The sequence below is a fragment of the Dyella sp. Tek66A03 genome, assembly GCF_052567735.1.
On the sequence record NZ_CP199584.1, the window covers coordinates 1598258 to 1612509 of the forward strand.

Genomic DNA, 14252 nt, shown 5'->3' on the forward strand with positions numbered 1-14252 from the left:
GTAGAACCGACAGCTGCGTTGACTGGCCCTTCAACGCAGAGCCACGCGCGTCGTCACCGTATAAGCACCAATGTCGCCCGACAGCGCGGCGTCGCGCTCGTGGTGGCGCTGATCCTGCTGGTCGTGATCAGCCTGGTGGGGTTTGCCGCTGTGCGCGGAACCATCATGCAGCAGAAGATGGCGGCCAATCAGTACGACAGGCAGATCGCCTTCCAGAGTGCTGAAGGGGCGTTGCGTGCCGCCAAGCTGCGAATTGCCTCATATCCTGGTGACGTCGCGCGCAACTGTCGCACGGGTGCGACGGTGTGTTTGTCCAACCCATTCAATGATCCGAACCTGCCGGCCAACAGTATCCATGACGTTGCCAAGGGCACGGCCGACGGTCAGTTCACGGCGGCTCCGGTGGCGGCGAGCCAGCCGCAGTACGTCATCGAAAACATGGGCAACTGGGCTGACCCCACATCCGATACCGGCTTCAGTCAGAACGCCAGCTCGCACAACTATGGCGTATCCGGCGGTTCCACCACGGCCGTCTATTACCGCATCACGGCGCGCAACGGCGATCCGGCTTTGATTGGCAACCGCGCGGCAGTCGTGCTCCAGGCAGTCATCAAGCAGCGCTAAGTCACCTTGACCCAGCGCGGGCTTGTTTCGCGCGGCCTTCTTCCATAGCGGACTCGTCATGAAGAACACATCCCGTTTGCACCGCGCGCTCGGCCGCTTCCTGGGCAGGCTGCTGTCCGTGAGCCTGACCGTCTGGACCCTCGGCGTCATCTATTCGCCAGCCTGGGCTGCAGTCGCGGTTGATCAGCAGCCGCTGATCATCCAGAAATCGCTGCCGCCGAATATCGTGCTGATGCTCGACGACTCCGGCTCGATGGCGTGGGACGTAATGCCCGATTGGGGCTATCTGAGCAGCACCGCGGCAGATGCCTTGACCAGCAGTACGGTCAACGGCCTGTACTACAACCCCGCGGTCGATTATCAGGCGCCATACGCGGCAGACGGATCGCAATACCCCAACGCCACGTTCGCGTCGGCATGGATCAACGGCTTCAAACAGTCGGCGGGTAGCGTGGATCTGTCGTCGTACGATGGCTCGAACGATGCGAGTCAGAATGGCGCGTCGAAAAGCAGTATCGGTTACTCGCAGAATTTTACCGCGACATCGACATCCAATTATGCGGCGACGACAGGCTGCAACCCTGGGGACACGTTGCAGATCTCTGGCACCTATAAGGGGCAGTGCAAGGTAAATGGGCGCAACTCGTATTACGCCCCTGGGCCCCAATGCAACAGCGGCGACACGTATAGCTCAAGTTCCAAGATGTGTGTCGCTACGACGACCACGAATACTTACCTTTTCAAGTACACCATCAAGAATGCCAACGGCACCTATACGCGCTACTACGTGGGAAAGTCCGGCGCCTGTGCCGCAGCATCGCTCGATGCGTCCGTGTGTACCGAGAGCACCGCAGCGCAGCAGAATGTGGCTAATTGGTTCTCGTATTTTCATACGCGCATCCTGATGGCCAAGAGCGGCTTGATGAATTCGTTCGCGGGTTTGGACGCGACGTTTCGTGTTGGCTTTGGCTCGATCGACGGAAACAACGATGCCAACCTGCCAACCGATCAGACCAAGAAGAACGGCATCAACATCGCCAACGTCAAACCTTTTTCCGATCAGAAGACGGCTTTCTGGAAGTGGCTGGCCGGTGAGACGGCAAACAGCGGCACGCCACTTCGCTCGGCGCTCGATGCCGTGGGCCAGTACTACCAGACCGCGCAGCCGTGGTCGGCGATGTCCTCCGATCCTGATTACGGCACGGGTACTGGGAAGGGCGAGCTGGCATGCCGCCAGTCGTATACGATTTTGACCACGGATGGTTTCTGGAATGGCGCGGCGGCGTCGACCAGCATCGGCGATGCCGACAGCACCAGCAAGACCATCGCGGGGCCGAACAATCAGTCGTATACCTTCACGGCTGCCCCGCCTTACAAGGATGGGGTCTCCGGCACGCTTGCCGACGTGGCCATGTATTACTGGGTTAGCGATCTTCGTTCCACCCCCAACGAGGTGCCGACCAACACCGAAGATCCGGCGTTCTGGCAGCACATGACGACGTTCACCCTTGGACTGGGTTTCACGCCGACAGGCATCAAGCCAAGCGGCACGACAGTGGACCAGATCTTCAACTGGGCACGCGGCGGCACGGCGATCGCCAACTTCAGCTGGCCAGCGACGTCGGCCGACAGCATCAACAATATCGCCGACCTGGCGCATGCCGCGGTGAATGGTCATGGAGGGTTCTATTCCGCCACCAGCCCGCAGGCCTTTACCAGCGGCTTGAAGGATGCTCTCAAACGCGCTACGGAACGAGTCGGTACCGGTGCCAGTCTTGCTGCCAATTCCACCCAGTTGAAGGCGGGTACCGTGGCATATCAGGCGAACTACTACACGGCGAAATGGAAGGGTGATCTCAAGGCGTTGGCTATCGATACCAATAGCGGTGCGATTGCCACGAATCCAAGCTGGACGGCTGCCACGGTACTGCCCGCCTATGCAAATCGCACGATCTACACCTACAACCCCGTGGCGATATCGGCCGACGTGGCGGTGTTTACTTTCACTAGCGGGAATGTCGATCAGCTCTCGGCGGCGCAGAAGAGCGCCTTGGGTAGCACCACGGCAGACCAACAGAGCATGATCAATTACTTGCGCGGTGATTCCTCGCAGGAGCTGCGCAATTCAGGGGCGCTTCGTAGCCGCGACACCGCGCTGGGCGATATCGTCAACTCCCAGCCGATCTATGTGGGTGCTCCCGATCCCAACGAGTTCGTGGGTCAGAGCTTCACCGGTTCGAGCACCTTCGCCACCTACGCCACCAACAAGGCATCGCGCACGGGGCTCATTCTGGTCGCCGCCAACGATGGCATGCTGCACGCATTCGATGCGCGCACCGGCGTGGAGGCTTACGCCTATCTGCCGGGCGCGGTGATCACCAGCAATCTCAAACAGCTGTCCGATCCCAACTACGGCGGCAGCGATATCCCACACCAGTTTTTCGATGACGGTGAACTGACGGTTGCCGACGTCTATTTCGGATCTCCGGCGAGCTGGCACACCGTGGCCGTGGGAACCACTGGGCGTGGTTTGGCGAAAGCGGTCTACGCAATCGATGTCACCGATCCGACTACGTTCAAATTGCTGTGGGAGCGGTCGGCTTCGGATAGCGGCACCAATAGCGGCTTTATCGGCCAGATGACCGGCAAGCCGGTGATCGTACAAACGGCCGCAGGGGCGTGGTCGGTGTTGATGGGCAATGGCTACAACAGCGCCAATGGCTCGGCGGCGCTGCTTCAGTTCGCCGTGGCCGACGGCACGCTGAGCGTGCACGCCACCACGGATACGGGTACCGGCAACGGCATGGCGGCGCCGACTGTATGGATCGGCGACAACACCAAAGGTATCGGCACCGCGGCGTATGCCGGCGATGCCAAGGGCCAAGTGTGGAAGTTCGTTCTCAACGATGGAACCGACGCCAAGCCCAGCAGCACGGGTAGCCTGGTGTTCACCGCGCAAGATAGTGGCGGAGTGGTGCAACCTATCACCGCTGGCATGCTGATGGGCCGTGATCCGGCAACCAGCAACCTCTGGCTGTTCTTTGGCACGGGCAAGTACCTGGCATCCACCGATCTCGGTAGCACCGCCACGCAAACGTGGTACGGGCTGATCGTGCAGTCGAGCGACGATGTGCTGGTCAGCAACCTCGCCACCAAAGGGCGCAGCGCGTTGGTCGAGCGAGACATCATTGTGGAGACGGCCGGTGATTCGGCCGCGACGCCGCCGGTGTCACCGGGGCGCGCGATCACGGCGGCATCCACCTTGAGCGACTTGGTGGGCAAGTCCGGCTGGTATATGGATCTCACGTCGCCACTCAATGGTGCAGAGGGCGAGCGGATGGTCACGCCCAGTCAGTTCCAGGGCAGCTTGTTGGTGGGCACCACGCGCATCCCTCAAGCCACGGACGTCTGCAATCCATCGGGCCGCGGCTGGATCATGGCGATCAATCCGTTTACCGGCAATGCGCCGTCGTCGAGCTTCTTTGATCTGAATGGCAATGGCTCGATCAACGATAGCGACGCGCTCACCTCCGGCGGAAAGACGTACGTCAACAGCGGCATCGGTTTCAGTTCGTTGCCGAACAATCCGATCTTCGTCGGCGGGGTGATGCTGGTGAGCTTCGATAACGGCGCCAATGGCGCGGTGAATACAGCCGGTTCCGACGGCATCTCCGTACGGGTGTCTTGGCGCGAGATGGGCAACCTCTGAGGTATGACGATGAGTGCGACTGGTTCGTTCGAAAGGCCGCTCGCGGCGCGTGCTGGTGGCGCTAACGACCACGTGGTTCGCGGCCGCCAGGAGAGTAAGAATCACCATGCGATGCAGGGGTTTTCCCTGGTGGAAGTGATGGTCGTGGTGGCAATTATTGCGATCCTCTCCGCCATCGCGTATCCGTCGTATACCCGGCACGTCGCCAAGGTGAACCGTGTCGCCGCGCAGGGATGCCTGGGGGAATACGCGAACTACATGGAGCGGTTCTATACGACCAATCTGCGTTATGACCAAACGCCTTTGGGGGTGGCTAATGCCGACCCGCACCTGGACTGCCAGAGTCGAAGCGCCGCCAGCTACACCATCGCACCGACGAGCGCGTCGACGAACTACACCATTACGGCGACCCCGCTAACTGTCCAATCAGCTAGGGAGGGTGGACAGTGCGGCACGCTGACGTTAGACCAAAAGGGCACGCGCACGCCAAGTACTTCCGGCTGCTGGCAGTAGCGCAGTCGTCTATGTTGGAGACAAGGCCGGCGCATGCCGGCCTTTGTTCTTCCCACGAGACATGAAGATCCACGTCATTCGCTGAAAGCTTCCCAGTGCGTATGCAATCCCGAATGGCGGCGTACGGACTGCTGCGTGATGTGAGCGATGATTGACGCAGGCGCGAGCAGGCTAAACCATCGCCGTGCCCGCGTTATCCCGGTATAGAGCAGCTCGCGCGTAAGCACGGCGCTTGCTTCATCGGGCAGGACGAGTGCGGCGTGGTCGAACTCGGAGCCCTGGGATTTGTGCACGGTCATGGCATAAACCGTTTCCCGTTCACCCAGGCGCGAGGGCAGGATGAAGCGGATGCGCGTGTTGGCTTCGTTCGCTTCGCCCGCCACTTCGAAAGCAACGCGCAGATGCAGCCTGCCGTTTTCGTCAGGTACGCGTAGCGCGATACCGACGTCGCCGTTCATCAGGCCGAGGTTGTAGTCGTTGCGTGTCACCAGCACGGGGCGACCCTCGTACCATTCACGGCTTGCGTCGATCAGTCCAGCGCGGTGCAGTATGTCGGTCACCTGGCGATTGAGTCCCTCGGCGCCCATCGGGCCGTGGCGCAGCGCGCATAGCAGCTGGAAACGGCCGAAGCTCTGCAGCACGCCACGCGCCCAGGTGTCGAAGGCCGTCGCATCCGCATCGGCGCGGGGACGCTCGCGGCGCACCCATTCGAGGTAGTGGCGGTAGCCTTGGGGGGAGACGCCGTCAGCGGGCGCGGCAAAGCGGCTGGCGCCGCCGTCGAGTACGAGTTCCGCGAGGCGCTGCGTGTCGGCGGCCGAGTCAGCCCAGGCAATATCGATATGCGGTCTGCTTAGCAGCTGCCGCACCCTGGTGACGTCACCTTCGTTTGTCGCCTGCGCGAGGATGCCGATGCCGCTCTCGGCACCAAAGCGGTGGCTTTGGCGCAGCATCGCCACGTGCTGGTCCAGCGGTGCCGCGTCGGCACGCACCCAGGCGTCGACATCGTCGCCCGTGGTCTGGCGCAGCCAGTCGGCCGTGGCCGGACTGTAGTGCGCCATTTGTGCGCGGCGGCAGAGATCGCCCAGCACGGCACCCGCTTCGACGGAGGAGAGCTGGTCCTTGTCGCCGAGCAGGATCAGCCTCGCATCATCCGGTAGCGCGGCCAGCACGGCCGACATCATCTCCAGGTCGATCATCGAGGCTTCGTCGATGACCAGGACGTCCAGGTGCAGCGGATCGCTGCTGTCGTGGCGGAAGCGGCGCGTATCCGGTCGTGCACCCAGCAACCGGTGCAGCGTATCGACCTGGCTGGGAATCGTTGCGCGCACGTCGTTGTCGACATCGAGTTGTGCGATCTGCGCGCTGATCGATGCCTGCAATCGAGCCGACGCCTTGCCGGTGGGCGCGGCCAGACGGATGCGCAGCGGTCGGGGGGAGTGGTTGCGCTGCAGGGTTTGCAGCAGGCCAAGCAGGCGCACGACGGTGGTGGTCTTACCGGTGCCTGGCCCGCCGGTGATGACGGTGAAGGCGCCGCGTGCGGCCAGCGCACAAGCGATCCGCTGCCAGTCGGGGCCGTGGCTGGCCTCGGCGGGAAACAGCCGCGCCAATTGCTCAGCCAGCTGTGGCGGCGCGCTAGGCGACAGGGCCAAGCGGCGGCCGATGGCCAGCGCCACGCGCTGCTCGTGATTCCAGTAACGGCGCAGATAGAGCCGTTTGCCGTCGAGTACCAGGGGTGAGCCGGCACGATCACCCGCGTCCGGCGAGGCGACGAGTATCGAGTCGGTCAATGAAGTTGGATCGGCGGTTGCTGCTGCAATCAGAGCGCGCCAGTTCGAGGGCCAGGCGAACTCTTCCGCCAGTTGCTCCCACGAGGCCAGGTCGAGGCAAAGATGTCCGTCAGCCTGTTGCCGACTCACCAGCGCGCCAAGCAAGGGGAGCACGGCTGCGGCATGGGCATCCTGCGCGGCGAGGAAGCGGGCGAACGCGACGTCGAGCGCACGCAGCGTGCCGCGCTCGCTGGCCTGGTCCAGCAGGTCGAGCCTGGCGTCATGCCGCATGGGCGTGCACTCCCGTGGCAAACAGGCGATCCATCGCATCGATCAGCGCCCATGGCAAACGCTCCCGGTGAACCCCATGGCCTGCGTCGTCAATACCGCGCAGATACAAGTAGGCAACGCCTCCCATGTGGCGGTCGTAGTCGTAGCCTGGCAGGCGCGCGCGCAACTGGCGATGCAGCGCCAGCGTATAGATCGCGTACTGCAGGTCATAGCGCTCGCGCAGGATCGATTCGCGCATGGCGGCTGCTGTATAGGCGCTGGCGTCGTTGCCGAGCTTGTTCGATTTGTAGTCGATCACGTAGTAACGCCCCTGGTATTCGACCACCAGGTCGATGAAGCCCTTGAGCAGTCCATTGATGTGTTCGGCCAGCAACGGCGTGCGCGACTGGCCATCGAGCGAGTGCGTGGTGACCAGCCGGTCGAGCGCCAGCGTGTCGACCTGTTGGGCCTCGAACCAGAACTCCATTTCGGCGTAGTAGCTGTCCACGCCGGCAAGGCTGGCCGATACGCCATCGGGCAAGGCCAGTGGTGCGCGCAACAAGGCGGGCATCCAGCGCGACAGCAGCGGAATGTCGGCTTGCCAGCCGCGCCGTTGGCAGCGTCGGGCGATTTCCTTTTCCAGTCCGCCGGCGTCATCCGCAACGGCAGCGAATCCCTCGTCGGCCGCCCACTCGAGCAGATCGTGCAGGAAGGTGCCGGCCTCCGCGCCGGCGTGGAAGGCGTGCATACCCTGCGCCTTGGTGGGCAGAAAGTCCGCCATGGCGGGTTGCTCGCTGCCCAGCTCGATAAGCACGTCCTGCGTCGCCGTCTCCGGCGCGGGTAGCGGGACCTGTTCCGCCTCGGCATATTTCAACGAGCTGTAGCTGGCGACCCACCAGCGTTCCTGGGCTCCGCCGGTATAGGCGCGCGCGTCCCACAGCGGCGTGATGTCTTCTTCGGGCGTTTTGAGCGGGTGCTGTTCTGGCTGCTGCAGCGTCTGGATGGACAGGCCCGGATGGTCGCCACGCAGTGCGTCCAGGCGGCGCATCAGCTCGCCCGGCTGGATCACGTCGCCACCGGACAGCACATGGCCAAAGGCCGACGTGTGCAGAGGAGACGTCCTGGCCCCGCCCACGTTTGCGACGCCCAGCCAGCACGCATAGCGCGCACGGGTCAGTGCGACGTAGAGCAGGCGTAGGTCTTCCTGCAGGCGCTCACGATCGGCGAGTGTGCGAGCCGCATCGTCGGCGCGCAGATCCATCTGGGGTTCGCCTTCCGCGTCATGCCACAGGAAGCTGTCATCGCGTTTCACCTCGCGTGCGGAACAGATGAAAGGCAGCAGCACCAGCGGGTATTCCAGTCCCTTCGACTTGTGGATGGTCACCACCTTAATCAACGCGGCCTCGCTTTCCAGGCGCACGATCTGTTCCTCCGCGGTTTCCGCCTGCGGGTCGATCGCCGTGGCCATCTGCGTCGTCAGGTAGCGGATCAGCGCGTGATCGCCGTCCAGGCTGGCGGCCGCGTGCTGCAGCAGCTCGGCCAGGTGCAGCAGATTGGTCAGCGCGCGTTCGCCGTCGGGCTGCGCGAGCAGGTGAGCCGGGAGATCAAAGGCATGCAGCAAGTCGTGGAGCATGGCCAGCACGCCATGGCGCTGCCAGGTGTCTTGCAATTGGCGGAAGCGCTCGCCACAGGCTTCCCAGTGATGCTCGTCGAGATTGAGGCGGTCCAGTTCCGCGTCGCTTTGTCCCAGCGTCGGTGTGGCCAAGGCGGCGCGCATGCTGCGGTCGGACCCCGGGTCTGCACACGCTTGCAACCAGCGCAGCAGATCGGTGGCCTCGGCCGAGGCATACACCGACTCGCGATCGGACAGATAGACGCTCTTGAGACCACGCCGCTGCATTTCACCGCGCACCTTCGCCGCTTCGTTGCCGTTGCGCACGAGGATGGCGATATCGCCTGGCTTCAGTGGAGTGAGAGTGCCGTCCTGGTCCAGGAAGCCGCAACGTCCTTGCTGTGCCGCAGTCAGCCATTGCACCAGGTAGGCAGCGGCGTGCCGGGCCATCAAGTCCACATAGGACGAACCGCTCAGTGCGTCCGGGTTGCCTTCGACAGCTAACTGCAGGGGCGGAAGCGGTTGGCCATCGAGCACGAGGCGATCGTCTCGCCCGCGCGCTGCAACCGGATGGAACGGCAGCGCGTTGCTGCCATGACCAAAGCCGAAGGCACCTTCGGCGTGGGTGTCGGCGTGCTCGAAGATGCGGTTGACCGCGCTCACCAGTGCCTCAGTCGAACGGTAGTTGGTGTCGAGTGTCCAGGTTGGCTGCTGCGCGGTGGCGCGGGCGCGCAGGTAGGTGTGGATGTCCGCACCGCGGAAGCCATAGATGGCCTGCTTGGGATCACCGATCAGCAACAGGCCGCTGGGCCCGCGTCCGGCGTAGATGCGGCGAAAGATGCGCCACTGCAGCGGGTCGGTGTCCTGGAATTCGTCGATCAGCGCGATCGGGTATTGCGCGGCGATGGTGTCGGCGAGCCTGGCCCCCGCGTGGCTGTGCAGTGCGCCATCAAGGCGCTTGAGCATGTCATCGAAGCCGAGCTGGGCGCGACGTAGTTTGGTCTGTTCCAGCCGCTGGGCCACCCAGGTGGTGGCATGCGCCAGCATCGATGCCTGCAGTGTGGCGAGTCCTTTCTGCGCCCCGACGGAAGCTTCGACGGCCAGGAAGGCGTCGTGGATAACCGGCACGGCGTTCTTGTTCTTGGCGGCGATCAGTGCGGACTGGGCGTAACGAGGCAGGATCTCGCCGGCATCGGCTAGCCCCAACGACCATTGCCGCAGCAGGGCGAGCTCGGCCACGACCTTCTCGCGCTTCATCTTGGTGCCATTGAGCGCACCGCTGTCCAGCGCGACGGCGAACATGGCTTCGATCGGCTCCACGTGCTCCAGCCACTGCTGTCGCGCGCCGGCTTCGGACGTGCTCAGTGCTTCGATGCTGCGCCTGAATTCACTGAACGCGCGTTGCGCTTCGGGCAGCGGCTTGCCGTCCAGGCGCAGGTTCTTCAGCGGCTGGCGCAGAAGTGGCCGTAGTGCCTTCAGCAGCGAGGGCGGACTATGCCACCAGCGCGAGACAACGGCGGCGCCGTGGCGGTCGAGCGGGAAAAAGTACGTACGCCAGTAATCACGCACCGCTTCGGCGAGCAGCTCGCTCTCGTCGATCTCGGTGTCCTGCACGAAGGCATGGCCGCTATCGAACGCGTGTTGGCCAAGCATGCGCTGGCACCAGGCGTGAATGGTGTGGATGGCGGCTTCGTCCATCCATTGCGCGGCCAGCTCCAGCTGTCTTGCGGCGCGCGCGCGGGCGTCGGCATCGGGATAGGCAGCGATGAGTTCGCGCAGGAAGTCATCGGACACATGCTCGTGACGGAACGCCTCGGCGGCTTCACCCAGGCGCTCGCGGATGCGCTCGCGCAGCTCGGCGGTGGCCGCCTTGGTGAAGGTGAGCACCAGGATCTGGGCGGGCAGCAGGGGTTTACCGTCAATGCGGCCGTGACCTAGTACAAGGCGCAGATAGAGTGCTGCGATGGTCCACGTCTTGCCCGTGCCTGCACTCGCCTCGATGAGCTGGATGTCGTACAGCGGCAGCTGCAAGGGTTGGAGCGGTGCGCTGGTACTCATGCGACGTCTCCCTGCGAGATCACATCCATCAGCGGACGGTAGAGCTCCAGCCAGTCAGTGAATCCAGCGGCTTCCATGTTGGCGAAGCTTGGCCATGCACGGGTGAGGCAGGCGTCCTCCTCGACTTCGCCGGGAACCTGGCTGAAGGTGCTGCCCTCGTAGGCCAGCTGGGCCTGCTTACGGGCCTTGTCCTCATCCTTGGCATGCTGCAGCCATGCATAGGCTGCCTTGCGGGCGATCGGCAACGGCGCGTTCATGCCTTCGCGTAGTGCCGCCAGCAGGTTGTCAGTCCACCTGGCCGCTTCAGCCGCATCCAGTGCGCGAAGGATCACCTGCGCATCCGCACCGATGACGCGCGTCTGCAGGCGCAAGCCTTGGGCGTGAGCGAGCAGGTGGATCAGCCAGGCGTCGATCAGCTTGTCATGGCGAAGCTCGCCATTCTTTTGCCGCAGTTTTCCGGTCGCCAGCTCCAGGCGAACGAAGGGTGTCTCGTCACCCATGCGCAGATCGGTCAGCCAGTCTTCGATGCGAATGCCGTGTGCGCTGTACTGCAGCTCGATCTTGTCGGCGGCCTGCGGCCAGCGTCGGCAGGCCGCGAGCCAGCTGGCGGCCAGTCCGCCGGCGTCCCGCGCCAGCGTATCGCGCAGCAACTCGCCGAACCCGCCGGGCGGCAGGGCGCCCTGCTCGGCGAGGCGGCGCGCGGCCGCGTCAGCCGCTTCGCCGGCGTCGTCCTCCTGCACGGCAACACGTACCACCGTGGCGTTGGCGACGTGCCGCTCCAGCGCGTTCAGTGCGAACGGCTCGTCATTCGCGGCTTCCTCATCCAGTGCGGCGAAATGCACTTTCAGGCGATGGTTGAAGAAGTAGCGCACCGGCCGGTTGAGGAAGCTTTGCAGCTGGCCGATGCCGAGCGTGGCGTCCGGTTCCCATCGCGCCAACTCTTGGTCGGTATGCGCAGCGGCATGGGTGGCGTGCGCCTGCCGCCATTCGCGCGCATAGGTGAAAACGTGGGTATCACGATTCGCGCTGAAGTAGCGTCGGCTGAAGGGTTGCAGCGGATGCTCCGTGGTCATGCTCGCGAGCAGCGCTTTGCCGGTCGCCGTATCGTTGGCGTCATCGCCCTGGCGTTGCCAGCCGGCGGCGATGTAGTCGCGCAATTGGCCAACCAGCACCGAGGGCGGCAGTACGCTATTGTCGCGCACGTTGCGCCCCACCCAGCTGACGTACAGCGCATCGCGTGCGGAAATCAACGCCTCGAGGAACAGGTAGCGATCGTCTTCGCGACGGGATCGATCGCCAGGCCGTGCGTGGCCGGGCTGCGCCATCAGGTCGAAGTCGACGGGCGCCTGGCGTCGCGGATAATCGCCGTCGTTCATGCCCAGCAGACACACCACGCGGAAGGGGATGGCACGCATGGGCATGAGCGTGCCGAAGCTCACCGCGCCGGCCATGAAGCGCTGCGAGAGACGGCTTTCATCGATCGCCTTGAGCCAATGCTCCCGCACGATGCCAAGCGGCACGGGCTGTGCGAAGGCCGCTTCAGTACAAGCGTCTCGCCAGCCGTCGAGCGCATCGCCCAGGCGCGCCAGTCGGTCGCTGTCGGCCGGATCGTCAGCCGCGAAGAAGTCGGCGAGCAGCGCCTGCAGACGTTCATGCCACTGGGCCGGCGTGCCCGCTTCACGCAGCAGCTGCCAGTAATGTTCCAGTTGATCGAAGAGTTCGGTGATCGGGCCCAGCATGGCCGCATCGAGCCCGCCCACTTCATCGTAGGGCGCGATGCCTTGCCAGGTGCCGGCATCGCCGACGGCGTAGCCGAGCAGCATGCGGCGCAGGCCGAAGCGCCAGCTATTTTGCTCGATGCCAGGTAAGTCGAGGCTTTGCTTTTGCCGGCCGTGCAGGCCCCAGCGAATGCCCGAGCCTTCGATCCAGCGTCGCAGTGTTGGCAGTCCAGCCTCGTCGATATCGAAACGCGAGCGCAGCGCGGGTACATCGAGCAGGTCCAGCAGATCGCTGACGGCAAAGCGCGAATCGGGCAGTGAAAGCAGGTGCTCCAGCGCCACCATCAGCGGCACGGCGCCACGCGTCGGCTGGTCCGCCACGGAGTAGGGCAGGTGCCGCGGGTCGTCCGACGGCACGCGGCCAAACACCGCCTGTACATGCGGTGCATAGGTCTGGATATCGGGCACCATCACGATCACGTCGCGTGGCGACAAGGGAGTGCCTCGGCGACGCGCGTCCTCGAACATCGCCAGCAACTGGTCGTGGAGAATCTCGACTTCGCGCTGCGCGCTGTGGGCGACGTGAAAACGCAACGATGCATCGTTCGTGTGCCACGACTTGCGCTGCGACGGTTGGGGTGGCAGCGGCTCCAGGTCGAGGATGGCCTGCTGGATCTGGCGCAACAGGGAATCGCCATCGGTATCGGCGAACAGGTCGATGCTGCGATTCCAGGCGGCGAAGCGCTGGCGGTAGCCATCGGGTTTGTCGAAGGCATCGAGCAGCCGAATATAGTCGCGGCCCTGACGGCCCCAGGCCGCCAGCAGCGGATTGGCATGGAGATGGAGGTCTTCGTAGCGTGGCTCGGCCGGCAGGCCGGGCTTGCCAGCGTGGCGGCGCTGGTTGGCCTTGAGCAGCTCGCGGTCCTCGATGATGTCGGCCCAGTAGTGGCGGCAGGGATTGGCCACGAGCAGCATCACCTGGCTGAAACGAGCCAGCGCGGTCAGTGCCTCCAGTGTCTGCTGTGGCAGCGAGGAAATGCCGAATACCACGATGCGCCGCGGCAAGGAGGCAGGCCGCGAGGTCATGCTGGCGATGCGCTCGAGGAAGGCATGATGGACCGCCGCGCGATGGTTGCGGCGTTCGTCACCCACGTCGTCCAACACCAGCTGCCACAGCCGAGCCTGCCAACGCTGGTCGGCGCCCAGCGGCGTATGGCGGCTGCGCAGCTCGTCGCGAAGCTGATAGCGGCCTTGCTCCCAATCCGTGAGCCAGTCGGCGCGATAGACCTGGTATTGGTCGAACAGGTCGGCCACCCGCTCGGCCAGCTGGAAGCGTTTGCGTTCGTCCGGGTCGTCGCTGAGAAAATCGCGCAGCGGAGCGAAATCGGTCTCGGGCAGGTGTTCGGGTAGCAGTCGCAACAGTCGCCAGGCCAGGCGCGACTTGTCGAACGGCGACGTGGTGGGTACCGCTTCGCGGCCAAGCACACTGCGATAGGCCGCCCACAGGAACCGGCCGGGCAATTGCACGTCGATCGCCGCACTGATGCCGAGGCCACCCTCGCCGGCCGGGCGCGCCAGCGCCCATTTCAGCCACTGCGCGATGCCATTGCTCTGCACCAGCATCAACTCGTCTTCCAGCGGGCGCAGCGGCGCCCGGGCCAGCCAGGCGGTCAACAGGTCGCGCAGGTCCTCCATGCGGTTGCCATGGATGACCATCAGGCCCGGTTCGATGGGCGACTCAAGGGGCAGGTCCAGGGTGTGGCTCACGGTAGGCAGGGGGCGACTTTGCTCATGGGGGGCATTCTCGCCGAGCGGCTGAAGGATGTCCCGCATCGTGCCCGCTCGCTATCTCAGCGCACGAGAAAGGGGCCGGCAGGATGCAACGCGCTGCCTGGCGATCGTGGCTGATCATGCCAACGTCATGGCCGATGCAGGCACTGGGCGTGCCAGCTTTCACCTTTCCAGCGCGACAGGTTTTACGC

The 14252-nt window shown here is 64.2% G+C and carries 6 protein-coding genes; 3 read left to right on the plus strand and 3 right to left on the minus strand.

The features are described from left to right. Positions 1–18 precede the first annotated feature (18 nt). Genes ACT01B_RS07265 through ACT01B_RS07275 form a run of 3 tightly spaced genes read left to right on the plus strand, consistent with a single transcriptional unit; the run spans position 19 to position 4846 of the window. Complete coding sequence (locus tag ACT01B_RS07265) at positions 19–624, plus strand: pilus assembly PilX family protein (RefSeq protein ID WP_445146698.1); 606 nt, start codon at positions 19–21, stop codon at positions 622–624. 58 nt (positions 625–682) lie between these two features. Beyond that, the gene (locus ACT01B_RS07270) at positions 683–4333 is read left to right on the plus strand and encodes a pilus assembly protein (RefSeq protein ID WP_445146699.1); all 3651 of its coding nucleotides are present in this window, start codon (positions 683–685) and stop codon (positions 4331–4333) included. A 9-nt stretch (positions 4334–4342) separates the two neighbouring features. Then, the gene (locus ACT01B_RS07275) at positions 4343–4846 is read left to right on the plus strand and encodes a type IV pilin protein (protein ID WP_445146700.1); all 504 of its coding nucleotides are present in this window, start codon (positions 4343–4345) and stop codon (positions 4844–4846) included. 74 nt (positions 4847–4920) lie between these two features. Here the strand turns inward: ACT01B_RS07275 and recD are convergent, their stop codons facing one another. From recD to recC, 3 genes are read right to left on the minus strand one after another with little or no spacing between them, the layout of a single operon-like run. Then, a complete protein-coding gene (gene recD, locus ACT01B_RS07280; protein WP_445146701.1) occupies positions 4921–6903 on the minus strand; it encodes an exodeoxyribonuclease V subunit alpha in 1983 nt (660 codons plus the stop codon). Then, entirely contained in the window at positions 6893–10552 is a 3660-nt protein-coding gene (gene recB, locus ACT01B_RS07285) for an exodeoxyribonuclease V subunit beta (RefSeq protein WP_445146702.1), read from the minus strand. Before recB ends, recD begins: the two co-directional genes overlap by 11 nt. Beyond that, positions 10549–14103 carry an exodeoxyribonuclease V subunit gamma gene (recC, locus tag ACT01B_RS07290; RefSeq protein WP_445146703.1) on the minus strand — a complete coding sequence of 1185 codons (3555 nt, stop codon included), beginning with the start codon at positions 14101–14103 and terminating at the stop codon, positions 10549–10551. Before recC ends, recB begins: the two co-directional genes overlap by 4 nt. Positions 14104–14252 lie beyond the last annotated feature (149 nt).